Origin of the sequence: Caldicellulosiruptor bescii DSM 6725, from assembly GCF_000022325.1 — a bacterium.
In the GTDB taxonomy this organism is placed as follows: Bacteria; Bacillota; Thermoanaerobacteria; order Caldicellulosiruptorales; family Caldicellulosiruptoraceae; genus Caldicellulosiruptor; species Caldicellulosiruptor bescii.
Window position 1 is genome coordinate 308,638 of the sequence record NC_012034.1, and the last position, 25,125, is coordinate 333,762.

The 25,125-nt window shown below is 31.7% G+C and carries 24 protein-coding genes and 7 pseudogenes; 13 read left to right on the forward strand and 18 right to left on the reverse strand.

All coding sequences use genetic code 11. The annotated features are described in order from the left end of the window. Positions 1-200: 200 nt before the first annotated feature. From istA to ATHE_RS01270, 3 genes and pseudogenes are all read left to right on the forward strand, one after another. Positions 201-1,403, forward strand: a complete 1,203-nt coding sequence (istA, locus tag ATHE_RS01260) for an IS21-like element ISCbe3 family transposase (protein WP_013429593.1) — start codon at positions 201-203, stop codon at positions 1,401-1,403. A gap of 20 nt (positions 1,404-1,423) precedes the next feature. Next, a complete protein-coding gene (istB, locus tag ATHE_RS01265; RefSeq protein ID WP_015906876.1) occupies positions 1,424-2,188 on the forward strand; it encodes an IS21-like element ISCbe3 family helper ATPase IstB in 765 nt (254 codons plus the stop codon). A gap of 220 nt (positions 2,189-2,408) precedes the next feature. Next, positions 2,409-3,356: pseudogene (locus ATHE_RS01270) on the forward strand (transposase). A gap of 35 nt (positions 3,357-3,391) precedes the next feature. Here ATHE_RS01270 and ATHE_RS14885 read toward each other — a convergent pair. The 10 genes and pseudogenes from ATHE_RS14885 to ATHE_RS14890 all read right to left on the reverse strand — a co-directional run. After that, entirely contained in the window at positions 3,392-3,853 is a 462-nt protein-coding gene (locus ATHE_RS14885) for a hypothetical protein (RefSeq protein WP_232421993.1), read from the reverse strand. An 809-nt stretch (positions 3,854-4,662) separates the two neighbouring features. Beyond that, positions 4,663-6,024 carry a hypothetical protein gene (locus ATHE_RS01280; protein ID WP_015906879.1) on the reverse strand — a complete coding sequence of 454 codons (1,362 nt, stop codon included), beginning with the start codon at positions 6,022-6,024 and terminating at the stop codon, positions 4,663-4,665. Between the two features lie 90 nt (positions 6,025-6,114). Next, a complete protein-coding gene (locus tag ATHE_RS01285; protein ID WP_015906880.1) occupies positions 6,115-6,954 on the reverse strand; it encodes a hypothetical protein in 840 nt (279 codons plus the stop codon). A 24-nt stretch (positions 6,955-6,978) separates the two neighbouring features. Beyond that, complete coding sequence (locus ATHE_RS01290) at positions 6,979-7,941, reverse strand: S8 family peptidase (protein WP_015906881.1); 963 nt, start codon at positions 7,939-7,941, stop codon at positions 6,979-6,981. Between the two features lie 398 nt (positions 7,942-8,339). Further along, a complete protein-coding gene (locus ATHE_RS01295) occupies positions 8,340-8,606 on the reverse strand; it encodes a hypothetical protein (RefSeq protein ID WP_015906882.1) in 267 nt (88 codons plus the stop codon). Positions 8,607-8,608: 2 nt separating this feature from the next. After that, complete coding sequence (locus tag ATHE_RS01300; protein ID WP_408605149.1) at positions 8,609-8,980, reverse strand: DUF6973 domain-containing protein; 372 nt, start codon at positions 8,978-8,980, stop codon at positions 8,609-8,611. Then, entirely contained in the window at positions 8,965-9,195 is a 231-nt protein-coding gene (locus ATHE_RS01305) for a hypothetical protein (RefSeq protein WP_015906884.1), read from the reverse strand. The genes ATHE_RS01300 and ATHE_RS01305 overlap by 16 nt, the downstream gene beginning before the upstream one ends. A 33-nt stretch (positions 9,196-9,228) precedes the next feature. Beyond that, a complete protein-coding gene (locus ATHE_RS14570; RefSeq protein WP_015906885.1) occupies positions 9,229-9,402 on the reverse strand; it encodes a hypothetical protein in 174 nt (57 codons plus the stop codon). 420 nt (positions 9,403-9,822) lie between these two features. Continuing rightward, positions 9,823-9,992, reverse strand: a pseudogene (locus ATHE_RS15320) (argininosuccinate lyase); the annotation flags it as partial. Continuing rightward, positions 9,988-10,327, reverse strand: a pseudogene (locus ATHE_RS14890) (IS481 family transposase); the annotation flags it as partial. The pseudogenes ATHE_RS14890 and ATHE_RS15320, both read right to left, overlap by 5 nt. Positions 10,328-10,586: 259 nt before the next feature. Here ATHE_RS14890 and ATHE_RS01310 point away from each other — a divergent pair. The 7 genes from ATHE_RS01310 to ATHE_RS01340 all read left to right on the forward strand — a co-directional run bounded on the left by ATHE_RS01310 (position 10,587) and on the right by ATHE_RS01340 (position 15,552). Next, positions 10,587-10,844 carry a hypothetical protein gene (locus ATHE_RS01310; RefSeq protein WP_013431220.1) on the forward strand — a complete coding sequence of 86 codons (258 nt, stop codon included), beginning with the start codon at positions 10,587-10,589 and terminating at the stop codon, positions 10,842-10,844. Beyond that, the gene (locus ATHE_RS01315; protein ID WP_015906886.1) at positions 10,832-11,293 is read left to right on the forward strand and encodes a type II toxin-antitoxin system VapC family toxin; all 462 of its coding nucleotides are present in this window, start codon (positions 10,832-10,834) and stop codon (positions 11,291-11,293) included. The genes ATHE_RS01310 and ATHE_RS01315 overlap by 13 nt, the downstream gene beginning before the upstream one ends. 205 nt (positions 11,294-11,498) lie before the next feature. Further along, positions 11,499-12,644 carry an iron ABC transporter substrate-binding protein gene (locus ATHE_RS01320; RefSeq protein ID WP_015906887.1) on the forward strand — a complete coding sequence of 382 codons (1,146 nt, stop codon included), beginning with the start codon at positions 11,499-11,501 and terminating at the stop codon, positions 12,642-12,644. Positions 12,645-12,672: 28 nt separating this feature from the next. Next, positions 12,673-13,749, forward strand: coding sequence for a FecCD family ABC transporter permease (locus tag ATHE_RS01325; RefSeq protein ID WP_015906888.1), 1,077 nt, complete (start codon positions 12,673-12,675; stop codon positions 13,747-13,749). Between the two features lie 3 nt (positions 13,750-13,752). Beyond that, the gene (locus tag ATHE_RS01330; RefSeq protein WP_015906889.1) at positions 13,753-14,517 is read left to right on the forward strand and encodes an ABC transporter ATP-binding protein; all 765 of its coding nucleotides are present in this window, start codon (positions 13,753-13,755) and stop codon (positions 14,515-14,517) included. Positions 14,518-14,554: 37 nt separating this feature from the next. Continuing rightward, positions 14,555-14,989, forward strand: coding sequence for a tRNA (N6-threonylcarbamoyladenosine(37)-N6)-methyltransferase TrmO (gene tsaA, locus ATHE_RS01335; RefSeq protein WP_041726978.1), 435 nt, complete (start codon positions 14,555-14,557; stop codon positions 14,987-14,989). 23 nt (positions 14,990-15,012) lie between these two features. Beyond that, positions 15,013-15,552 carry an FmdE family protein gene (locus ATHE_RS01340; protein ID WP_015906891.1) on the forward strand — a complete coding sequence of 180 codons (540 nt, stop codon included), beginning with the start codon at positions 15,013-15,015 and terminating at the stop codon, positions 15,550-15,552. Here the strand turns inward: ATHE_RS01340 and ATHE_RS01345 are convergent. From ATHE_RS01345 to ATHE_RS01355, 3 genes are all read right to left on the reverse strand, one after another. Continuing rightward, entirely contained in the window at positions 15,528-15,986 is a 459-nt protein-coding gene (locus ATHE_RS01345) for a DUF3842 family protein (protein ID WP_015906892.1), read from the reverse strand. The two genes, ATHE_RS01340 and ATHE_RS01345, sit on opposite strands and share 25 nt — an antisense overlap. Positions 15,987-16,104: 118 nt before the next feature. Further along, the gene (locus ATHE_RS01350; protein ID WP_015906893.1) at positions 16,105-17,490 is read right to left on the reverse strand and encodes a sensor histidine kinase; all 1,386 of its coding nucleotides are present in this window, start codon (positions 17,488-17,490) and stop codon (positions 16,105-16,107) included. Next, complete coding sequence (locus ATHE_RS01355) at positions 17,487-18,164, reverse strand: response regulator transcription factor (RefSeq protein WP_015906894.1); 678 nt, start codon at positions 18,162-18,164, stop codon at positions 17,487-17,489. The genes ATHE_RS01350 and ATHE_RS01355 overlap by 4 nt, the downstream gene beginning before the upstream one ends. 219 nt (positions 18,165-18,383) lie before the next feature. Here ATHE_RS01355 and ATHE_RS01360 point away from each other — a divergent pair, with 219 nt between their 5' ends. Next, entirely contained in the window at positions 18,384-18,680 is a 297-nt protein-coding gene (locus ATHE_RS01360; protein ID WP_015906895.1) for a hypothetical protein, read from the forward strand. A 77-nt stretch (positions 18,681-18,757) separates the two neighbouring features. On the opposite strand, the gene ATHE_RS01365 is transcribed toward ATHE_RS01360, so the two are convergent. Beyond that, a complete protein-coding gene (locus ATHE_RS01365) occupies positions 18,758-18,979 on the reverse strand; it encodes a hypothetical protein (protein ID WP_231503226.1) in 222 nt (73 codons plus the stop codon). Between the two features lie 611 nt (positions 18,980-19,590). On the opposite strand from ATHE_RS01365, the pseudogene ATHE_RS14460 reads away from it, so the two are divergent. Beyond that, a pseudogene (locus tag ATHE_RS14460) lies at positions 19,591-19,719 on the forward strand (IS110 family transposase); the annotation flags it as partial. Positions 19,720-19,728: 9 nt separating this feature from the next. Here ATHE_RS14460 and ATHE_RS01375 read toward each other — a convergent pair. Continuing rightward, positions 19,729-20,974: pseudogene (locus ATHE_RS01375) on the reverse strand (IS256 family transposase). 67 nt (positions 20,975-21,041) lie between these two features. Here ATHE_RS01375 and ATHE_RS01380 point away from each other — a divergent pair. After that, positions 21,042-21,305, forward strand: a pseudogene (locus tag ATHE_RS01380) (IS1634 family transposase); the annotation flags it as partial. 955 nt (positions 21,306-22,260) lie between these two features. On the opposite strand, the gene ATHE_RS01385 reads toward ATHE_RS01380, so the two are convergent. The 3 genes and pseudogenes from ATHE_RS01385 to ATHE_RS01395 form a co-directional block, all read right to left on the reverse strand. Further along, entirely contained in the window at positions 22,261-22,953 is a 693-nt protein-coding gene (locus ATHE_RS01385) for a hypothetical protein (protein ID WP_015906896.1), read from the reverse strand. A gap of 123 nt (positions 22,954-23,076) precedes the next feature. Beyond that, positions 23,077-23,933 (reverse strand): annotated as a pseudogene (locus ATHE_RS01390) (hypothetical protein). A gap of 24 nt (positions 23,934-23,957) precedes the next feature. Next, positions 23,958-24,452, reverse strand: coding sequence for a S8 family serine peptidase (locus tag ATHE_RS01395; protein WP_231503227.1), 495 nt, complete (start codon positions 24,450-24,452; stop codon positions 23,958-23,960). Positions 24,453-25,125 lie beyond the last annotated feature (673 nt).

Sequence of the window (25,125 nt, forward strand, 5' to 3'; positions counted from 1 at the left end):
TTTCGGAATACTCAGCTTTGTCAATTAAATATTTAGATAATACAGGCTTTGTACCGCTGTTTAAGTCTCGAATTAACTCTTCACAAGGAATAATCAAAAATGTTAATGATAAAATAAAAATGTACTGAAAGTGGAATATAATGATGTACAAAATTGTACATTGATATGATATCCTTTCTCATAGTGAGGAGGGATATCAAATGCAGAACTTAACAGCACATTTAAACATGATAAGGGCGATGAAAATGAAACCTAACTTTTCAGAACTTGCAAGAATATATGGGATGGATAGAAGAACAGTTAAAAAATATTATGAGGGTTATGAAGGAAAACCTAAGAATAGAAATAAACCAAGTAAATTGGACAAATACTATGATGAGATAAAATCAAAGCTTGCTATCAAAGGAGTTACAGTCAAGGGTGTTTATGAGTATTTAAAATCAAAAGATGAGACAATAGGAACATATTCAAACTTCAATAAGTATGTTAAGAAAAAAGGATTAAAGCCAGAGAAGAAAATAAAAGGTCACCCAAGATTTGAGACAGATCCAGGTGAGCAAGCGCAAGTTGATTGGAAAGAGAATATAAAGCTTGTCTCAAGAAATGGAGAGGAGTTTATCATTAATGTTCTTGATTTTAAATTAGGTTATTCAAGGTATTGCTGCTTTGAGATAAACAGGACAAAAACTCAAGAAGAATTAATAGAAACTCTAATAAGAATATTCAAAGATATAGGCGGAGTACCGAGAGAGATTTTATTTGACAATACAGCAGCAGTTGTTGATATAACAGGTGAGAAAATTAAAGTAAATTCAAGATTTAAAAGTTTTGCAAAAGACTTTGGGTTTGAAGTAAAACTGTGCAAACCAAGACATTCGTACACAAAAGGAAAAGTTGAAGCAGCAAACAAGTTTATAGATTGGATACTGCCATATCAGGGTGAATTTGAAACAGAAGAGGACTTAGTAAGGATAATAAAAGAGATAAACGCAAAGGTCAATATGCAGCCAAATCAAACAACTCAAGTTCCACCTGCTCTTCTGTTTCAAAAAGAAAAAGAGTATTTACAACCCTTGCCAGACAAAAGGTTAATAGACAGTTACCTAAATTCCTACAAGTCAGTTAAAGTCCAAAAGGACTCTCTGATTTACTACAAGGGAAGTAAATACTCTGTTCCACCCGAATACATAGGAAAGACAGTCCAAGTAAAGGAGGTGGAAAACAAAATTTATATTTATTATAACACAAACCTGTTAAGGATACATGTTATTGATGAAAAAAATATCAATTATCACGATGAAGATTACAAGCAGCTAATGCTAATGAGAGTTGGTCAAAGAGAAGAGCTTAACAAGATATGTGAGGAAAACCTAAAGAAATTTGATAATCTGTTGAAAACCTAAAGAAAGGAGAAAATCTAAAAATGAGCAACTATGTGAAACTACTTAACAACTTAGAAGAGTTAGGTCTTCACAACATAAAGAATAACCTTGACAAATACTTAGATTTAGTGGCAAGCGGAGAAAAAAGTATGACAGATGCATTATATGAACTTAGTAATTTAGAGATAAAAGCCAAAGAAGAAAGGGCGATATTAGGATGTGTGAGGGTGGCAAATTTCCCATTTATAAAAGGTATAGAAGATTTTGATTTTTCATTTCAGCCAAGTATAAACAAGCAACAGATAATGGACTTAATGAGTTTGAGATTTTTAGAGGGTAATGAAAATATACTATTTGTCGGAACACCAGGGGTAGGGAAAACGCATCTAGCCACAGCAATAGGTATAGAGTGTGCAAAACGAAGGTATTCAACATATTTTATACATTTTCAAGAGTTAATAGCCCAGCTAAAGAAAGCATTATTGGAGAACAGATTAGAGTACAGACTTAAGCATTTTTCGAAATACAAAGTTTTAATAATAGATGAGATAGGTTATTTGCCAATAGACAATGATGGAGCAAATTTATTTTTCCAGCTGATATCGAGCAGATATGAGAAGAGCAGTACAATAATAACAACTAATGTTGTATTCTCAGAATGGGGAGAGATATTTGGTGGAGCGACAATAGCAAATGCAATTTTAGATAGGCTACTGCATCATTCTTACGTGATTTTCATAAAAGGTCCTTCATACAGATTACAGTCAAAAACAGCATATTTTAGCAATACAAACCAGCAAAGTTAAGTTTATTTTTTGTACATTTTTATTTTCGATTTTTTGTTCATTTTGATATTGACATTTACAGGATCTAAATAGAATTCAGATTTATTATAAATATCAATTTAGGTTGTTGAATAAAAGAAATTAACATAAAAGATAATAAATAGATATATAAGAAGCCATCCTCCTTGAGGTAAAATTATAGGAAGAGAAGACAAAAAACACATAACAAAGGAGGATGGCAATGACTAATTTTATTAAAACACAAAACCAAAAATTTTTAAAGATACTTATGACAATTGAGAAAGTAATAAAAGCTCTGGGATTAAAGATAAAAAGCAGCAGAAGTAAAAGACCAAAGAAGTTTAAGTTAAGCCATATAATAGCTTGTTTTGTTTACAAAGTCAAAAACAAGATAAACAGCTTCAGGGAATTAGAATACAAGATAAACGAAGATGAAGAATTTAAAAAAGCTATAGGGATAGAGAAGAGCCCCGATCATTCATATTTTTCGAAATGGGCCAAGATAATTGAAGAAGAATATATAGAAGGAATAGCAAGAATTTTAGTGAGAGAAATAGATCCACAGACAAAAATTTGTGCTATAGATTCTACCCCTTTGAGAAGTTTGAGGGGTGACAAAGAAGCAGGAACAGGAGTATGTATTAGTTTAGGTTTTTACAATGGATATAAATTACATGTAATAGCAACAATTGGAGATGAGGTTATACCAATAGTATGGTGGTTGACACGTGCAAACGTCCATGACAGTAAAGTAGTAGAACTTTTGTATGAAGCTAAGATATTTGGCTTGATGTGATATTAGCGGATGCAGGTTATGATTGTGTAAAGTGGTTTGAGGTGGCAGATAAACTTGAGATAAAGTTTGTAGCGGCGGTAAATAAGAGAAATAGTAAGGATTTCAGTAATGTAAAAAATATTTTGAGGATAAAGAATATAGAATTTTTAGGAAGTGAAGAAGGGCAAAGGTTGTATAAGCAAAGGACAAAAATTGAAAGATTATTTGGGAAATTAAAAGGAGAATACAATTTAGAACAAGTAAGGTTAAGAGGTTTTAGAACATATAAGAGGCATGTAGAGGGGAATAATGATTACTTATTTGATAGAGGTCTATATTCAAAAAATTGAAAACTGTAAATTTTCTTTTAAATACACGTGGAATAATTTGTAATCCTATATAGTAACATTAATGGTATAATTATTTATTCAACAACTTAAATATATAAGAATTAAAATTTTAGAACAATATGGACTTATTCTATTAACTATTACAACATAGAATAAATTTTCATCAATTAATTTTCCGTAATCTAATATCCTTTCCTTTGCAAAAATTGAGTCACTTATAATTCTTTCATTAAGTCTACAGATAATTTCTTTTTTTTCGACACCCTTGTTTGAAACCTTTACTTTTATAAGTTCTGACTTATTTTCTGTCGTAAAAGTTTTTATATAAAAATACTCATCATTTTCAAACCACCGACAGTCGGTTAGAATAACAACTTGAAAATCAGTTTTTTCAAAACAATATTTTTCAAAACTTAAATTACAGTTTGCAATATCTTCTAAAAATTTTTCAAGAGGGTAGATTATCATAGTTTGTTCAACAGAAAATTCTGTGTGGTCAATTTTTTCTTTTCTATTGTATTGCTTCAAAGATAATATCAAATTTTTCGGAATCACCAATTCTGCCAGTTTCAAATAAAATGTATTTTCCATGTAGCAGAGTTGTTTTACCCAAATTAAGCTTTCTTATAATCTTTTCAGAAATATATGAAAGATCATAAATTTTTTCTAATGAAAAATCAAAGAAAAAAATAAATGATTTTGACTTTCTATAATTAATTGATTTTGTTTGCACTTCTAATGTAAAAATAGAATATCTGTCATTTAAAATTTTTTGTTTGGCAAAAAATTTATATTGCTCTGAAAACTTGTCAAATTCAACTAATGAGTTACAAGGTAATTTTATTTCGTATAAACATTCTTCAATGTGATTTAGAACATCTATCTTTAATATACGTAAAGTAAATAAACTGCAATTTACAGATAATCCATAAACATTTTTTTAACCTATCAATTCCAATGATATCATCTAATGATGTTTTTAATTCATAATCACTTAACAAATGAAGATATTTATCTTTCTCAAGGAAATATAAAAGTAAGTTTATAATTTTTGAGTTAGAATTTTCCTCTCTTGTTGCTATAAACAAACTTTCTTTGTGATATAAGAGCCTTAAGTTGTAACGTTTTTTAAGTGGATTTTCTGATAGTACAATTTGGGGCTCAAACAAGTGTCCCATAAAAGTTATTTTATGCACTTATTGACACCTTACTAAAAATAGGTAATATTTAAAACATTTGATACTCAAGATATTTCGTAATATAGAAAAGATTAAATAATGAGGATATTTTTTTATTTCTCCTATGGATATTTTTACTTACAATGGTTATATCTTTTATTCAACAACTTCTTAACTTTTTTTTAAAAATCGAGGATAAACCATAATCGCATTAAGATCATTTGTTTTAGGGTTTACAACAAATAAGTAATTTTCTCCATAGCCTATTTTTGCAATAAGCATATCATTATTTACTGAATATATAAGATTTTGTCCTGACTCAAAGTTTTTTGTTTCAATAATTGTATCATTGTTAAAAAACTCCACTTCATTTAAAATCTCATTTGATGAAATTGAAATTGGTAATTCAATAAAAGAAAGTTGGTTAGATTCAATATAATGTTTTATAAAGTATTTACTCGGTATTCCTCCAATTGCATGAGGGTAAAAAGGAATGTACATAATAAAGTGTTTATCTTTTTCTTTATATATTGGAGGTATTTTTTCTAACGGGAATGATAAAGAACCAATATAAGAGCTCTTTTTAGTCTCCAGATTATATGAAATAATATCAGTTTTTTTAGTTATGAAATTTTCTTTATAGTATATGATTGAATAGGATTTGTTGTTTGCATAATATGGATTATAAATACGTGCTTTAATTGGGAAATCTAATGTTTCGCAATACTCAGCTTTATCTACTATGTATTTAGTAAACTTAAATTTTCCATTGACTAAATTCTGAATTAATTCTTCACAGGGTATAATTATAATAGTTTCTGTTGAGTTTACAAAATATTGCTTTTTTGCATAGAAAAATACTCTTTTATCAAATGAACATATTTGTCCAGTTTTGATTAATATATTTTTTTTACCATTAATGCTTACAACGGACATGTCTAATAATTCATAAATGTAGTGCTCATCTATAATGTAAGGATCGATAAAAATCTGTTGTTTTCCTATGATGTCAAAAACTAAAGCAATTTTATTTTTAAAATGATCAATATTTGGAGTTATTACCATAATATATCTATTATTTATAGCACATACATGAATGGGTATGTGGTTTATTAAATTTGCATTCTCTTCACAATAATCTAAAGTATATCTGTAAACTATTTTTTCTTCATTCTTAATTAAATCAATTTGAAATATTTTCAATTCGACTAAATTTGATGAGATGGCTTTTACTGAATAACCAAGCAAGTTTAATTTTTCTTCATCAAAATAAATTATTTCTGAAATTTCATTTTTTATGATATGAGTAAAAGTCGCTTTAATATTGTTATTTTCTAATGCCACAATTATAATTGATTGTATATTATAGGTATCATAACAATCGCTAATGGTAAATAACACGTAACTATCACTCTGATAAATGACACTTACATTATTAATGTTTTTTGCTAATAATGAAGAAACATCAAAATTAGTAGGATTTCCAAAAATATTTAATGATTCATTTAAATTGTATATGATAATTTTAGACATATTGCTATGCTCACTCCATTCCTTATTTTGTTTTCAACATAAGACATAGGGTTGTTGTAGTTTTAATTACAACAACCCTACTAAGTTATCTTACGGGAAGAAAATATGACATGGTAATTTATATACAAAGCTTGATGTTATATATTTATAAACATGATAATGATAAAAATAAATAGAGCTATAACCATCTTTGTCAGGTCCTCTTACAAAACCACCAAAAGGAAATGAATTTGCCACATTTTGTGCAAGTGTATAAGCTAAACTTTTATTTTTGCAAAAGACATCAAGCTCAAAATTATATACTCTTGTAAATGCCGTTGGATAGTCTATTGCTGGACCGATATAAAGAATACCATTTTTTATTGCTGCTTTATAATATTCATATTTATTATTTTTGACGTTTTCAATTACTTCACTTGCCTCTACGTATTTCTCTCCAAATAATTCAATTACTTTACCAATTAGCAAAAGAGAAGCTATTAAAGCTTCTGCAAGCCCTAAGGCTATTGGGATAGCAATGGCAAACTGTGCCGAAACAGTATCAGAATCACCTATATTATACTCCTCTTTTGTTTTTTCATCAATCAATTTTGCTTTTAAATTCTCACCATCAAAGTATTCTACTTTTATAGAAAAGTTTCTTTCTTCTGGGCTTAATGTGTCCAAACTTTTATCAAACTTTTTAGCAGCAGTTGGCTTGACTTTTAATTTTATCTCATTTGTATCTTTATCAAGTGTAGCAATATACTTGTATCCTTCATACTCAGCTTCTGCTGCTTTAATTTTTTTGTCAACATCATAGACCTTTATTTTATCTTTCCAAACATCATATCTTGGCTTTGCAAAGCTGACAGAATTGATAGGCAAAAAGGTTAATATAAAACTAATACAAACAATGATAGCTAATATTCTTTTCATTTTACTTTTCATTTTAAACACCCCTCTGAACTATTTTTATTTAAATTTCACAAGACCGAAGCCAAATATATTATCTTTACCTTTTTCACCGAGGTCTTCAGAAAGTTTTAGCAATACATTATAGATTTTATCTTTGTTTATGCTGTGTTTATGTGGCAAGCCCCACTTTTCTGGTTTGCTTAAGATAAGAGCGATAATTGCTGTCAGGTGTGCAGCAGCCACAGAGTTTCCACTTGAGAGTTTGTAACTATTGTTTGGAGCTGTGGACAAAATATTTTCACCATAAGAGCAAAAATCAATTTTGCCTTGAGAAGAAAACTGAGATATTTGATTTTTGCAGTTGACAGAAGCAACAGATATAACTTCGGGGTATGATGCAGGAAAGCCTGCTTTTGAACCAAATGAATTTCTTGCCGAGGCAACAATGATTATTTTATGTTTTGCTGCTTTTGAAACAGCTTTTCTGAGTTTTGGATTATCAGATGAGGTAGAAAAACTCATGTTTACGATGTTAATCTTGTTTTTTATACAAAAGTCAAGAGCACGTACAACGAGGTCAACTTTTCCTTCAAGTTTTTTATTTAAGATTTTTAAGATGAAGATTTCAGCATCAGGTGCAATGCCGACAATACCAAAGTTGTTATTTTGAGCTGCGATTATACCTGCGATAAAAGTTCCATGTCCTGTTTCATCTGATGCGGGTTTGTTTGGCTCAATAAAGTTAATAGTTTTGATAATATTTGCACTTTTTAAGTCAGGATGGTTCAGGTCAATACCAGAATCCAGAATAGCAATTTTAACATTTTTGCCTCTTGTAAATTTCCACATTTTAGTGATACCAAGTTTTTTGTAGCTCCAGGGAACAATTTGCTTTTTATAGGCTTGTTGAGGGTTTTGTGTAGAAGGATTATTACTCATGTAGAGATTGGCAGCAAGTATTGATGATAATATTGCAAAGATAGCACCTGACAGTAAAAAAAGCTTCTTGTGTTTGTGCAACAAATTAGAACCTCCTAACAAAATAAATAGGATTAAAGTATTTAAGAGGTGTTAAGCATAATGATAGTTATCAACTCCTTTCAATGGATAAAATAGCTATAAATACTTATATCAAAAAAAAACGCAATAGGCAAATTGAATAAATTTTATTTTCTTCATGTGGAGAGTTTAAACAAGAGGAAGGCTTAGAATTTATTGGTATTAGCAAATGATGTAGTGACAAAATTGAGGTCCAAATTTTGTCAATCCCAGTCCTCCCAAACTTTTTGAGTTTCAAACTGACAAAGTCGAGAAAAAGGTAACAGGTGTAAATTACGAAATGCCACTTTTCTCATTTTTTTGAGTTTAGAAACTTTAAATTATCTTGATACAAAACATTTAATAAAAAATTAACAAAATCAATTTTTATTTTTTTTTACAAAACAATAAATAAGAATACCTAAATTTATTAGGAGAGCTACACAGGTTATATAAAGAGGATAGTTATTGACAATCTGAGCAGAGGTTCCAACAATTTTTATTCTAAAGCAGTTTATATCAATAGATTTTAATCCTTCACTGTGAGCAACTAAACTATATTTTCCATTAAATTCAAATAAAAAAACCATGAGCGACAGAAGAATTAAAAACATAATTATTAGATTTATTAATGTAACTTTTTTCATGATTACTTCTCTCCTTCAGAGTTAGTTGAAATTAATTTATTATCTACAATTCTTTTCATCTTTCCGTTTCTAACTGCATTTTGTATTATATCGGCAATTTCTTCATCAGATTTTGATTCATTACCAAGCACAAGCGTTCGACCCATCATATTATTATATAAATCCATTTCTTTTTCTATAGCAGGTTGTCCAGTAGCTCCTTCTTCATGAGCTGTTGCCCAATCATAAGCCCAGCTATAATCGATATACTTAACCATTAATGCATTCCAATATGCATGTCTAAATGCATCGCAATTGCCATTGTGTAGTACTGAATCATTATATCTTTTTTTAGCTTCAGTATCAGCTTTATATCCGCCTATATTGCTTTTAATCCTTTGATAGGATTTTGATTAAATAGTTCTTGTTCTTTTGGATTTAAGTCAGGTAGTCCAGGATAATCAGATGACCCCATTATCTTATTAGAATTATTAACATTAATTTTTTCCTTCGACAAATATTTATTCTCTATTTCTTTTCTCAGAAAGTTGTTAATTTCGTCTTCTGTAGCATTGGGTTTATTTTGAATATAATCATTTACTTTAGACATAAAATACTCAACATCTATTGTTTTTATTAATGCTCAATAATTTATATTATTCCTAATATCTTCAACTTCATTGTTCCCTACAACTTGATTCATATCTTTTTTCATTAAATCTCCAGTCACATTACTTTGTGCAAATGCAATTACCCCAGTTATTATAAACAGTAAAACTATTAGGGTAGCTACTGAAACCTTTAAAGCTCTGTTCATAACATTCAACTCCTTTCTTTCTATTTTTTATAATCTTTAGCAAAAACATTCAATATAAGCATTATCCAGAATAGCCAATATCTAAAAACTTTGGTCATCCTTATTAATACATGTAGTGAGAACATATAAAACAGATGTGCTCCAATGAGAAGAGTTCGCAAATTCAATATAATAAATAAATTTTTTAACATCTAAGAACTATTAATGAATCTACAAAACAACATGCCAAAATTCCTCCCTTATATTATTAAATTTTTAGATTTTCTTCCTGCAAATATAATTATATACTGTTATTAATATTTTGTGAACTATTCCTTCTTATAGTCTTTCTTAAAAATCTAAGTAGATTCTAGGTCCGAAAAGCAAAAAAGGTAATTGTTCAAAACTACATTGAACACTCACCTTAAATCTAATTTATTTTCAATGTATTATTCTAAAGTTTATTAAAAATTCTTTTAGATTATTAATTTGCTTTTTTACACTCTCCAGCAAAGTTCCGCCATAGCTTTTTTCCGATTTACGCAGATTTCAATCTGTATAAACTGATATGCGTCCTCTTGAATCTTCTCACAGAATCTTTTACATTCTTTTGAGAATTGACCTTATCGTATTTTTGTTTATTTTAACACTGTATTTTCTGAACAAGTAAAAAGGAAGACATATAATCTTACACCAGTTTTTTTAAATTACTCAATAATGAGATTTTCAAGTTCAAACAAAAGTTTTTCAGGGAGAATTTGCAGGTTTTCTTGTTTTATCCTTAAGATAACCATATATTGCTTTCCTTACAGTGTGCCTTGATACACATAGTATTTTAGCAGTTTTTTATATGTTTTTGTTAATTGCTATCTGTCACTTTTCGAACTAATTCTTTTTTTTCTTCATCATGAAGATTATTGAGCTCATAATATAGTATAAATAATATTCACAGCAGATTGCCCTTCCAACCTGGTAGTTTTTTGATGTTTCTTTTGAATGGTACATTACAATTTTTAATTACATTCATAATCAAGACGGAGGCAGCCTCAATTCTTTTTATAACCTTCTCCTTAGAGTTTTCGCACATTCTTTCGCTGTGGTAAGTATCTCTATACCTATTTGAGTTCGTTGGTTTCAATAAAACTTTACTTCTTTCAAATAAAGGGGTATAATAATACAGTAAATAGAAAAATAATTGAGTGGTGATGTTAGCTGTGTCAGAATTAATTAAGGACATAGATAATGTAAAAAAAATATCAATTCCAGTGGACACAATAAAATATATTATAGAAAGACTTGGAAATGATATAATATGGGACTATGACAATATAACAGGTGAATTGATTATTATGAAACGTCCTGAATCTTATGTAGATGCTCTGGCTGGATTAGGGCAGGAGATATGGGAAAAGCTTGAGAGTAAAGAATTTATTGAAGAGATGAGAACAGAATGGGACCAATAAAAGTGGGGCAAAAACTTGCATTAGATACTAATTTATTTATATATCTCATAGAGAAGAATAAAACTTATTTTCCATTAGTTAAGTCCTTATTTGAAAAAATCCAAAAAGGACAACTATATGGGGTAACTTCTAGCCTTGTATATACTGAATTACTTTCAAAGCCTTTTCAAGAAGAAAATATAGTCCTTGTGAATAAATACAAAGTACTCCTAGCTACATTTCCAAACTTAATAATTAAAGAAGTGGATAAGGATATAGCAACCCTTGCTGCAAAATTACGTGCCAAATATAAAATAAAAACTCCAGATGCAATATTTATTGCAACAGGAATAGCTGAAAAGGCACAAATATTTATAACTAATGACACAAGGTTGAAAATTGTAAATGAGATTAGTATTATAATATTAGATGAATTGCTTAATCAAACTGATAGAGTGATTATAGATTAAAAGCAGAATTAAATGCATCAAGATAGTCGGAATTATTCTTAAATAGCACCACGAAGGTGCTGTAAATATTTAGAGTTGGGGGTAAGATAAATTCGACAAAGGTATAACCAAAGATTTTGAGAACAAGGCCCACGAAGGGTGAGATTTTCACCTTTTGTGGGCTTTTATTTTGTTTACAAATATACAAAGAGGAGGTAAGAAGTTGGTGAGAAGCAAGAGTTTTTGTTCTGATTACTTTAGAGCGAGTAAAAAGGCAATAAGTATTCTGCTAATTTTGAGTCTTTTCTTACTAATTGTATTGAACACATTTTCTGGGCAAGCAAAACAAGAAAAGCCTTCTCAAAAGCTTGTAATCACAGACCTTCTTGGCAGAAAAGTAGAGATTGAAGACAAGAAAAACAAAAGAATTGTTGCGATAGGACCTGGGGCACTCAGGCTTGTTTTGTATGTCGATGGAACAAAAAATATAGTTGGAGTTGAAAATGCAGAGAAGGCATGGGAAGAAGGCTCAAGAACATATATCATGGCATATCCACAGCTCAAAAAACTTCCAACAATTGGACAAGGAGGTGCTGATTCATCCCCTGATCCTGAAAAGTTAATATCTGTAAAGCCTGATGTAATCTTTGCTGCAAGCTTTTTAGACAAGGCAAAGGCAGACGCTCTTCAGGCAAAAACAAAGATACCTGTTGTTGTGCTTGACTATGGTACAAAACTACTTTTTGATGAGAATGTCTATAAATCACTAAGACTTATTGGTAAAATTGTAGGGAAACAGCAGCGTGCAGAAGACCTCATAAACTATATGCAAAGGTGCAAGGCATTTTTCAATGAAAGAACCAGAAATATCCCGGCTTCTAAAAAGCCAAGGATGTATGTTGGGGCTATCAGTTTCAAAGGCGGGCACGGATTTGAAAGCACAATGGGCAAATATTTTCCATTTTTGGTCATAAATGCAGTAAATGTTGCAGACCAGGCCAATAAAGAAGGCTGGTTCATGGTTGAAAAAGAAAAGATTTTAGAGTGGGACCCTGATATTATATTTATTGACGAGGCAAATTTGGATCTTGTAAAACAGGATTACAAGAAAAACCCTGAGTTTTATAAATCACTTTCAGCTTTCAAATATGGCAAAGTCTACGGTCAGCTTCCTTACAATTTCTATTGGACCAACATTGACACTGTTTTGGCAAACACATTCTTTATTGCAAAGGTTGTGTATCCAGATAGATTCAAAGATGTTGACCCAATCAAGCGAGCAGATGAGATTTACAAATTCTTCTTAGGAAAGCCGCTTTATACCAAGATGGCAAAGAAATTTGGAGGGTTTGTGAAAATAAAGCTTGACTAAAAATTAAGAGCAAAGAGGTTTTATGAAGATGACTCAAGAAGTAGAGAAACACAAAAAACTAAAATCCCAGTACAAAAAGCTTGTTGCTGAGAAAGTGCTGTTTTTAATTACTATTGCTATCTTGACAGTGATACTTTCGGTATATGCAATATCCTCAGGTTCATCGGATTTGAGTTTTTCTGATGTTTTAAAGGCTTTTTTAGGGAGAAGTGATGAAAGAACAGCTCTTATAGTCTTTGACATAAGACTTGTAAGAGTTGTTGCGGCAATTTTGGCAGGGATTGGCCTTGCAATTGGAGGAGCTGCAATTCAGAGCCTTTTTCACAACCCCTTAGCTTCTCCTTTTACTCTTGGAATTTCACAAGGTGCTGCGTTTGGTGCGGCAATTGGAATAATTGTGCTGGGCGGCGGGGTAGCATCCTCTGCCGCCTCTGACTCTGTTACCATTTTGCATCCATCAGTGGTCGTTGTGTGTGCTTTTTTGGGGTCAATGTTATCAACTGGAGTAGTACTTGCTTTAGCACAAATAAAGAGGTTTTCACCAGAGGCAGTTGTGCTTTCTGGAGTTGCCTTGAGTTCTCTTTTTTCTGCCGCAACAACTATAATTCAGTATTTTGCATCAGATGTAAAGATTGCTGCGCTTGTGTTCTGGACATTTGGCGATATTGGAAGGGCGACATGGGATGATGTAAAGATTATGGCGGTTTTTGTAATTTTAGCATGGCTGTACTTTTTGGCAAATTCATGGAACTACAATGCAATTGCAAGTGGAGAAGATGTTGCAAAAAGCCTTGGTGTGAATGTTGAAAGAACAAGGTTTTTTGGGATTTTAGTAAGCAGCTTTATAACATCTGTAATTGTATCCTTCTTAGGAATTATAAGTTTTATATGCTTGGTAGCGCCTCACATAGCACGAAGGTTTATAGGGAATGACCAGAGGTTTTTGACTATGGCATCTGGTCTTGTAGGTGCGTTTTTGCTTCTTTTGTCAGACACAGTAGCAAGACTTATAATACAGCCAGTTGTTTTGCCAGTTGGCGCTGTGACATCTTTCCTTGGTGCACCGCTTTTTATGTATCTTTTAATCCGCGGAAAGAAGGTATGAAAAATGCTGAAAGTAGATAACCTTGAATTTAGCTTTAAAGACTTTCAGGTCTTAAGTGGGATTTCTTTTGAAGCAAAAAAGGGTGAGTTTGTGTCAATTTTAGGTAACAATGGAGCAGGGAAATCTACGCTTTTAAAGTGTATAGCAAAGCTTTTAAAGCCAAAAAGAGGAGTTGTGCTAATAGATGGTAAGAATGTGAATAGTTATTCATTGAACCAGCTTTCAAAAAATGTAGCATATGTTCCACAAAGATACACTACAAACAGAATAACAGTGTATGAGGCAATACTTCTTGGAAGAAAGCCGCATTTTACTGGACTTGCTCCTTGTTCAGAAGATTTGGAGAAGGTTGAAATGGCACTTGATATTTTTGATTTGAAACACCTTGCTTTCAGATACTTAGATGAGATAAGCGGTGGAGAACTTCAAAAAGTAGTGATTGCAAGAGCGTTTGTTCAAGAGCCCAAAGTCCTGCTTTTGGATGAGCCGATAAACAATCTTGACTTGAAGAATCAAATAGAGGTTTTAAGGATTTTAAGAAAACTTTCAAGGCAAGAAGAAATTTTAGTAGTTGTAATCTTACACGACTTGAATCTTGCCATTAGATTTTCTGATTGGTTCATCTTTATAAAAGACAAAAAGATATTTGCATCAGGTGGAAAAGAAATAATAACAGCTGATGTGATTTCGAAAGTATATGGGGTAGATGTAAAAGTGGAAAAACACAATGATGAAATTTTTGTTGTTCCAATAGTAGCTGCTGTTTAAACATAAGTTAATTTTTAAAAGGGGAGATTTAGGCATGATGGAACTTGTGAAAATAGGAATAATTCACAGTCCATATAAAACAAAAGAAGAGGCACCAAGGCAAGGTGCAGATTCAGAAGAAGTTTTCTATTTAGAGATATTTGAAAATTATATTGATGGTTTAAAGGATATCGAAGAGGCAAAGTACTTAATTGTTTTGTACTGGGGACATCAATCAAACAGGGACACTCTAATTACCAAGACACCCTTTTCAGATGTTCCCAAAGGTGTTTTTGCATGCAGGTCTCCAAACAGACCAAACCCAATACTTTTTAACGTTGCAGAGCTGATAGCTCGCAGAGGCAACGTTCTTGTTGTAAAAGGGCTTGATGCAATAGATGGTTCACCTGTAATAGATATAAAACCCTATTATGAAAGAATTGACATTCCCAAAGGGTTACAAGAAAAAATTTTTGAAGAACAAAGCAAATGACAAGCTTGAAAGGTGGTGTTAATATGACATGGGAAAAAGAACTTTTCTGGAAAAAGGCAGCTGAGTTTCACGGGCACATATGTCCAGGTCTTGCGATAGGATTTAGAGCATGTGAGGCAGCTATAAAAAGACTTTCTATAGATTTTTCTTCAGATGAAGAAATAGTTTGCATTACAGAAAATGATGCATGTGGAGTTGATGCTATTCAGGCAATTTTGGGATGTACTGCCGGCAAAGGTAATCTAATTTTCAAAGACAGAGGCAAACAGGCATTTACATTTTTCAGAAGAGATACAAATCAGGGTATTAGAATTGTGTTCAAGGGTTTTAATGAAAATAGGTCAAGAGAAGAAAACCTCCAGTATATTCTTGATGCGCCTTTAGATGAGATTTTTGAGTACAAAGAACCAAAAGATAAATTACCACAAAATGCACGTATTTTCAGGTCTTTGAAATGTGAAAATTGTGGAGAAAAAACAGCAGAGCACAGAATAAGAATTTTGGATGGAAAGTTTTTGTGTCTTGACTGCTATGAGGACTACTCAAGAGGATGGGGAAAATAGGGACTTTTGCTCATCCTCTTTTTTAAAGTCTCTTTTATATCCTCAATTATCTGAGAAAATATCTCTTTCATAGATAAATTCACAGTGCCAGGGATAAATATACCGTGAAGATTCAACGGGATTATGTATTTTTTGCAATCAAGGCTGAAAACTGAATATGCTATCTTTGCAGTAATTTCACCATTTATTCCGCCACAGGTAAGAATTCCAATAGGTCCAACAATTGCATCTGGCACAAAGTTTGTTAAAAAATAGACAATATCATCTTCACCACAATATCCGCTATCTGCCCCGTTTTTAAGCATATTTTGCATAGCAACTTCATTTGTTCCAAGTGCAACAACTTTTACATATTGCCCAAGCTCTTTTTTGAGTCTTTTTATAAATGTCCTTCCAAGACCAGCACCTTGCCCGTCCAAAACAGCTATTATCATTTTGCTAATTCATTCCTTTTTTAATTGCTTTGCAGCTCTTACTATTCAGGCAATTTAATTATAGTGGTTTTGAAGAGGGTTGTAAAGGAGGAATATCCGTTGTAATAATTCTTGATAATTAACATTTATTATAAATAAATCGTTTTTTTGGCAGTATAATCTCAAAACATGAGCCAATGCCAACTTTACTTGTGACATTTATTCTCCCCCTGTGAATTTTTACAATCCAATCGACAATGGAAAGGCCAAGTCCTATTCCTTCAGTTGACCTTGATTTGTCAACGCGATAGAACCTGTTGAATATAAAAGGAAGGTCTTCTTCAGGGATGCCAATACCTCCATCTTCAATTGTAATTTTGACTTCATTTTCTTGCTCTTCAATTTTTGCCAGAATCCATCCATCTTTTTTATTGTATTTTATTGCATTTTCAATGAGGTTTATAAAAAGCCTTGTTATAAGTGTTTGATCTCCTTCAATGAAAATGTCCTTATCACACTCTTTGTAAAGTTTTACACCCTTTTGCTGAGCAAACTCTTGCATCTCTTCCATGACATCTTCAACAATAATCCTTAAGTTTATCTTTTCAAAGTCGACCGGCCAGTTTCCTTCTTCGCACCTTGTAAGCATAAAAAGCTGCGAGATTATCTTGTTCATCTTTGAAATCTCTTTGTGTATTACATAAAGTACTTCCTTGTACTCATCTTGTGTTTTGCAGTCCTCTAAAGCTTCTTCCACTAATGCCTTGACTGTTGTAAGTGGTGTTCTTAACTCATGAGAGGCATCAGACAAAAACCGACGCTCTCTTTTGAATGCATTTTCTAACCTGTCAAGCATCTCATCAAATGTCATTGCAAGTCGACCTATCTCATCTTCTACCTTTGGAAAATTCAAGCGTTTGCTAAGGTCAGTGTGTCCAATTGTTCTTGCGGTTTTGGCAATATCATCAATTGGTTTTAATGCTTTTTTAGCAAGCAAATAACCGCCCCATATTGCAATTAAAAATGGCAGTGGAATGGACAGAAATATAACATTTTTTAAGTTTTGCAACACCCTTTTTGTAAGTGAAGGTCTTCCTATCCTCAGCCAGCCAATCATCCTGTTTTTATCGTCAAATAATCTCTGGTCATATATTAACCAATCCTTTTCGTTTATCTCTATCTTTCGGACCCTTTCTGACAAAGGTATACTTTCAACTGCCTTTGTAAAAAGATTACTTGTTTTATAAATTGGAATGCCATTTTTTGAGTATATTACAATCTGCACACCTGAACTGATGATTTTGTGCGACTCATTTACACTTATCTTTTGAGCTTTGGATATACTTACTCTTAGCGCAACCTCATCTGAAAAATCTTGAATGAAATTTTTTTCACCCACATAGAGTAGTTGGAGCATCAGAAGGTATACAAAGACACTGAAGAGAATTATAATCACCATCAACATTGCTGAGTACCATAGAGTCAGTTTTGTACGGATGTTAATATTTTTGGGAATCTTTTTCATCTTTTTTCATCCCTCAACATATACCCAACACCTCTTATTGTATGGATGAGCTTTTCAGGAAAACCATCGTCAATCTTTCTTCTGAGGTATCGTATATATACATCTACAATATTGGAAGTCCCTTCAAAGTCATAGTTCCAAACATGTTCAGCTATTTGTGAGCGTGTAAGTACTCTTCCTTTGTTTCTTGCCAAGTATTCCAAAACAGAATACTCTTTTGATGTAAGGTCAATTACCTTTCCTGCGCGTGTCACCTTTCTGGAATTGGTGTCTATTACAAGGTCTTTTATCTGGATAATTGGGTCTTTTATCTGGCTGTATCTTCTCAAAAGAGCCCTTACCCTTGCTAAAAGCTCATCAAAAGAAAATGGTTTTACAAGATAATCGTCTGCTCCGGCATCAAGCCCTGTTACCCTGTCTTCTATAGAATCCTTGGCAGTCAGACACAAAACAGGAGTCTGGACACCTTTGTTTCTCACAAGTTTTAGCAAAGTTATGCCGTCAATCTTAGGTAGCATTATGTCAAGGATTATTAAGTCATAGCTTGCAGTTTGGATAAAATTTAATCCCTCTTGTCCATCAAGTGCCATATCTACACTATAGCCTACTTCTTGAAGCCTTCTTGCTATTGTATTTGCTAAGGACTTTTGGTCTTCAATTACAAGAATTCTCATGGTAGAATATTCCTCACCCTTTTGTATAATAGTTTTTTTATTGGCTCAATTCTTTTTAGAAGATACACTTTGCAGCCTAAAATCAATTATAGCTCATAAAGGATTTCAGTAAATTAAAAAAATTTAATTCTGCTTTAAGAGTGTTTTAATGTAAAAGGCTTAAAATAAAAAATGCGTTTGGGAAAAATTTGATTTGTGAAAAGGAGGTGGAGTTTGGACATGAAAAGAAATTTAAGAGTACTAAAAAGAGTTTTGGCGATAGGGATTTTAGCCGCTTTTGTATTAGTAGGGATGCTGAGCTTTGCTGCAACAACAACCAGCACTCAAGCAAAACACACAGCTCAAAAAGCAACAGTGTTGAGCAGCACAAAGACAGGTGGAAAGGTTTCAAAACTTGCAAAGACCAATAAAACATCAAAAAGCGCTTCTAAAAAGTTTAGCCTAAGGAAAAAGAAAACAGCAACTTCAAAAAGTGCTACGTCTGTAAAGTCAACAGTTAAAGCTGCTGGTAAGTAACCTCCGAAAAAGTGCACTGCTACAATCCCAATAAAGATTTAAGGGACTGCCCTGTACTCAAGGTGCAGCCCCCTTTTTTATACTTTCACGTCCAAAACAGAAGTTGAAAAATTGCTCTGCAGATACGGTATAACTCCATTTTGAGGACTGTAACCATACATCATAATGTCTTGCAAAATAGGGATGTTCTTGCTTATGAGATTTTTTAGCTCATCTGTTGATAGTCCTTTGATCAAAAATGAGTAACTACTGGAGAGTATAGCAATGTCTTGCTCTTGAAAAGTTTGATATGATGTCAACACTCCTCGTAAGTAGTTTTAAAATTGAATTAGGGCATGAGTTTTCCATTCCGAGCCAAGGTAAGTATACAACCTTGGGCAGTAGAACGAGGAACCAGCTTAAACTAAGATTTAAGCTGGCCTCAACCAGCCAAATAGTTTAGACTTACCTGGAATGGAATAATAGTCTTTTGTGCGGGTATACGGAAATATGCTTCCGTTCCCAGGAGTGAATGTGCAGATAAATTCCATGCCCAGATAGAAAGAATTATATCAAAGTTAGTAAGGCTGGCAAGAGGCCAGCGGTAAATTAGAGTGTGGCCAAAGATTAGAAGCCACAAGCAGCAGGAAGTGATTTTAGGCTGCTTTCCTCTCAAAGAGGAAGTATTGGAAATGTTATTTTAAATTAATGAGACTTAAAATCTTATGTTAATCGAAACTTTGGTTGTTATTTTATTTAAATTTTTTTGATGTGCCTTACGAAAATAATTATACAAGCATTCCTGTAATGAACGAAAATGAGTGAAAATGAAGTGAAATGAGATTTGAAAAAGAAAAGGTACCTCCTGATAAAATATAGTTAAGTAAGTTCTAGAACTTACGAGAAATCATCACAAAAGGAGGTACCTACCTTGAAGTATACACAAAATGAGAAGATATTACAAGTCACAGAGAAAACATTAGTTGTAGGAGTAGATATAGCAAAGGAAAGGCATGTTGGCAGAGCATTTGATTTTAGAGGAGTGGAGCTTGGCAAGAGAAGAGACTTGTCAAGAATTTTGTGTTTCCAATTTATAACGTAAGTTGTAAAGTTGGGTTATGTTATTGATGCATTTTCTAATACTGGGAACTCCATTTTTCCATTTTGTACGGCGTAAGTTTTCTTCTTGTTAAGTAAATATTAATTTCTAAGACTTTGGCAGCCTTAAAAGTATCCACCTGAATTTACTTCTTTACTTTTCAATCATGCTGTTTACACGCAAGGCGGCGTCTGTAGCAAAGAATATGCTTCCTTAATTCCTCAGGGTATTTCATATGAACAGAATAAAACTCTGCTTTTTCTGATATTGCAGCAATAAAATCGAGGATATTTTGAAAGGTATCCATTACAAAGTTCTTTAAATTTCAGTACAGCTTCGTCAAAATCGGAGAAAGAAATTCTAAGTCTGTCTAAAATCCTGTTAAAAGCTGAAAGCTTTATCCTTTGTCATATGTTTTCTGCTATTTCATTGGAGGTGGACAAAAGCAAGCTCAAGGTCAGCAAGAGGATAAGCAAGTTTGGCAACATCTATAATACCAGGAAAGTCATCACTTATGACAATTAAAACTTCTTTAAGACCTCTTGTAATTAAATCGTCAAAAACTTTCATCCAATCAGCCTTATTTTCTTTGCCGAAGAAAGTGTAGACACCGAAAATGTCTTTTTTACCTTTCTTGAGTCGATACCGAGGCTGGCATTGCAAGTAGCTTGTTTAACCTTAGAATTATCCTTAACTTCACTTCTGAATAACCGTCGATGATGAGAGCAAAAGCACTTGTTGGTAGTTCTCTTTGTTTGAATAACTGAAGCTCATTTTTAAGGTCTTCTTTGATTTTTAGTATTTCATTTTCGGAATATGGAAGATTCAAAGCTTTTAAAGTTTGAATAAGGGAACGCTCAAAAATAACCATTGATGTACTTGCGACATAAGCAGGGAAGTAGATAAGCTATCAACTCTTTTGTAGCGGAAAGAAGAGGATAGAAGGTCGGAAATTCTAAGGGCGTGTGCGAGGGACAGAGATTTCAAACTACATAGCAGGTGTTGAAAGTTTTACTTCAATAAAAACCATTGCCTTTGTCATTGTCATTTTTAACAAGGGCTACTTTTCTTTCCGATAACATAAAGCAATCGAGCAAGTTTTACTTTTAGCTGTTTTAGAGCTGGGCGAGTAGGATCATCACAGGAAGCAATACATATTTAGCACTTGTTCGATAGCCATATTTTTAGCGGTCTCAAAAATTTCATTTTTCTCCATAATCGTGAACCCTTTGGTGATTATTTCAATACTAATTATACAGTGGACACAATTTTATTTTAACTCCCTGATATGTTTTTTGGCATTTTTATTACAACGGACATTGGAATATATTTTGAGGAAAAAAGGTAAAGAGATAAGTAGTGAAAGGATAATGGAAGCGATAGATTCAATGAATTTTATTGAAATAGAGATAAAAGGGAAGAAATATTTGATAAAGCAAAGGACAGAAGGAGGAGCTATAGACATCCTGAATGTGATGAAGATAAAGGGGCCGAAAAATTTCATCGCATATGAGGAAGGCTTAGAATTTATTGGTATTAGCAAATGATGTAGTGACAAAATTGAGGTCCAAATTTTGTCAATCCCAGTCCTTCCAAACTTTTTGAGTTTCAAACTGACAAAGTCAAGAAATGGTTTATCTTTGAATTCACTTTTTTTAACTAAAAGAGAAAAGGGCTCAAAAAGAAGATATTTTGTACTGAATTCATACGCAAGCTTACCAGTATCAAATGAATATGTCTTTTTACACCTCAATTAATATTTCTATTTTTGACTTTTTGGCGTAACAAGCTTATTTTGTATACATTATTTTTATTATTGTCCCAAACCCTTTTGGCAACTGGAAAATGCCTGTAGTTCAAAAAATATTAATGATTGAAAATTCTATATCAATATGGTACAACCAAAATTTCCTCATTATTTAGAGGATTATTAAAATACAAAATATTTGAACAAGGTTCGGTTTTTAGCAGTAATCTTTTATCATAAAGCGAAAAAAACTTAAAAATGGTGTTATTAGGCTGCAAATATTCCATTGTTACAAGGTAGCCATCACTTTCACAAATATCTATACATCTTTCTTTTTTGTTAAACTTAAATGTGTTGTAATTCTTAGTAACTATTTTTTCTCCTAAATAGAGAGCTTCTATAATACTTATTTCTTGATTTTCAAGTATTTCTCTTGCAATGTAAAGAACATCTTTTTTATCAATCTTCTTTACTTTAATAATTTTGTAATTAGTATAACTGGAATTTTCTAATATTTTTCCCCTGGTGGTACAAATAAGATGTGAAGAATTATTCTTCTCAAGAAGATTAATTTTGTAAAATTCAGATTTATTTTTATTAACATATGTTTTAAGATAGTAATAGTTATCATTCTCAATGAAATAAAAGGGTAAAACAGCATCGAATTGAGTACATGTAAAAGTGTATTTTTCGAAATCTACTGAATCTTTTAAAATATCAACTTTTAATTGTTCAATAGGATATATTATGTGCTTTTAAGTAAAATGATCGGTTGAAACAATATCACTTCCTTCTTTATTATTGACAAGGAGATCATGTTTTTCGGAATTTCCAAGGTTGCTAATTTCAAAAAATAAGTATTTAGAATCAAACAAATGTACTTGGACCACGTCGATATGTTTTATTTTTTTTGATAATCGAGAAGACAATAGATAATATTTTTTTGCTATAATGTCAATAAAAACAAACAATGGTTCAAACCTTTCTAATTGGTCTTTTTTACCTAAATATGGTATTAATTTCACGAAGATATATCTTTTATCTAATAATTTTGCATGTATTGAATATTTAGTTTTACAAAAAAGGCTGTTATCAAAGTCTTCCAATTCTAAAAGGAGAGGAATGTCTATTATATCCTCTTCTTCTAACTCAGAGTTCAGTTTTTTTATATGGAGTTTGAGACAAGAAGTAAAAGAGCTGTGAATTGTAAATATATCTTCGCACATATCATTATATAAAATTTTAACATCGTTGAAAACTTTAAAGTATTTAGATTTATATTTTTTAGTATCAATATAAAATACTCCCGTCTGATATAATTTAAATGGATGTTTATAAGTCCAACAAAAAATTTTATTATTTTTGTAAAGACAAAAGTTTGAAAATTCTATAGTATTATAATTTGATAAATATTCTTTTAAACTATCAAATAAGCAAATTTTCTTCAATTGGTTAACCTCCTTATAACATTCAGTATATTGGCATAGAGGCACCTATTTTTAAAAAATAAAATTTTAAGTAGTGCTTAAAATATAAAAATAGGTGCCTCTATTCGGTTGGTTTTAATTAATCTATGGGTGGAATATATGAGCAGAACCAAGTATTTTTATCCACTGATTGCTAATTACCGTATGAAAATGAGGATAATAATTGGGAGATTCTTTGTGAACTGAATGATGTTCTATACCATACACACGTGTGGCAGTTAGTGCTAATTTTTCTGCAAGTGCATAATTTTTGCAAAAGACATTGTAATTAAATTTAGCCTTATTATCATCTCTTTCAAAATCAGCTGCTTGAACTCTTTCTTTTGCTGTGAAAAAATCTATAGCTCTACCAATATACACGTTTCCATTGTATATATATGCTTCATAATAGTCATAACTGCTGTTTTTAATCTTTTCGACTATATCTGTAACGATTACACATGTTATTCCACCAATTACTATTGCATGTAAGATTGCTAAAAGAGCAGAAATTAATGCCTCACTTAATCACAATGCAATAGGCAAAGCTATAGCAAACTGTGCAGAGACAGTGTCCGAATCACCAATATTATACTCCTCTTTTGTTTTTTCATCAATCAATTTTGCTTTTAATTCTCACCATCAAAGTATTCTACTTTTACAGAAAAGTTTCTTTCTTCTGGGCTTGATGTGTCCAAACTTTTATCAAACTTTTTAGCAGCAGTTGGCTTGACTTTTAATTTTATCTCATTTGTATCTTTGTCAAGGGTAGCAATATACTTATATCCTTCATTCTCAGCTTCTGCTGTTTTAATTTTTTTGTCAACATCATAGACCTTTATTTTATCTTTCCAAACATCATATCTTGGCTTTGCAAAGCTGACAGAATTGATAGGCAAAAAGGTTAATATAAAACTAATACAAACAATGATAGCTAATATTCTTTTCATTTTACTTTTCATTTTAAACACCCCTCTGAACTATTTTTATTTAAATTTCACAAGACCGAAGCCAAATATATTATCTTTACCTTTTTCACCGAGGTCTTCAGAAAGTTTTAGCAATACATTATAGATTTTATCTTTGTTTATGCTGTGTTTAGGGGGCAAGCCCCACTTTTCTGGTTTGCTTAAGATAAGAGCGATAATTGCTGTCAGGTGTGCAGCAGCCACAGAGTTTCCACTTGAGAGTTTGTAGCTATTGTTTGGAGCTGTGGACAAAATATTTTCACCATAAGAGCAAAAATCAATTTTGCCTTGAGAAGAAAACTGAGATATTTGATTTTTGCAGTTGACAGAAGCGACAGATATAACTTCGGGGTATGATGCTGGGAATCCAGGTCTTCTGTTAAAGGAATTTCTGGCAGCAGCTATTATGATTATTGCTTTTTTAGTTGCCTCTTGTATTGCTTTGTACAGTATGGGGTTGTTAGTTGTAGTAGAAAAATTCATGTTTACAATGTTGATTTTATTTTTGAACACTAATCAAGAGCTTTGGTAATTGTTCCGACTTTGCCTTTAAGATTTTTGTTCAAGCTAATTCAAATAGGCTTCTGCTTCAGGAGGGAATTGGTACAATTTTTTGTTTGCAATATCAAAGATAAAAGCAAAATGTTTTTCATTTTTATAAACCGATGCAGGAGTTTAAATTATAGATTCCATAAGAAAAATAGAAAATTTTCTTTTCCATTTTGTTTAGAATATCTATTTCTATTATAAAATTTCACAGTTTTTACCATCAGTTACTAAAGCATGTATAAATTTTCTATTTCCATAAATTTCTAAAACCCTATCAATAGGTGTTTTAAGATCATAAAAAGGCAAAAGGTGCTATTTTCTATCATTTTACCATTCGTAGATTAAAAAATTATTGATTTTAGTTATGGGTTCCTTTATAATATTTCTCTTTGTAATAACAGTCAAGTTGTTAGATGAACCCAATATTATATATTGAGGAAGAAGTTTTAGAGGAGCCGTTTCTAATGTTCGTTGTGATTCAAATAAATGGCCAACAAAATTTATTTTATTCAATTATTCCATCTTCCAGACTTATTGTATATATTTACGTATGATATAATAATTTGGTGGAAAAGCTAAAAAATTCTCTCTCAGAAATTTAAACGTGGCAAACTTTTATTTATCCTTTTCAAGTTTT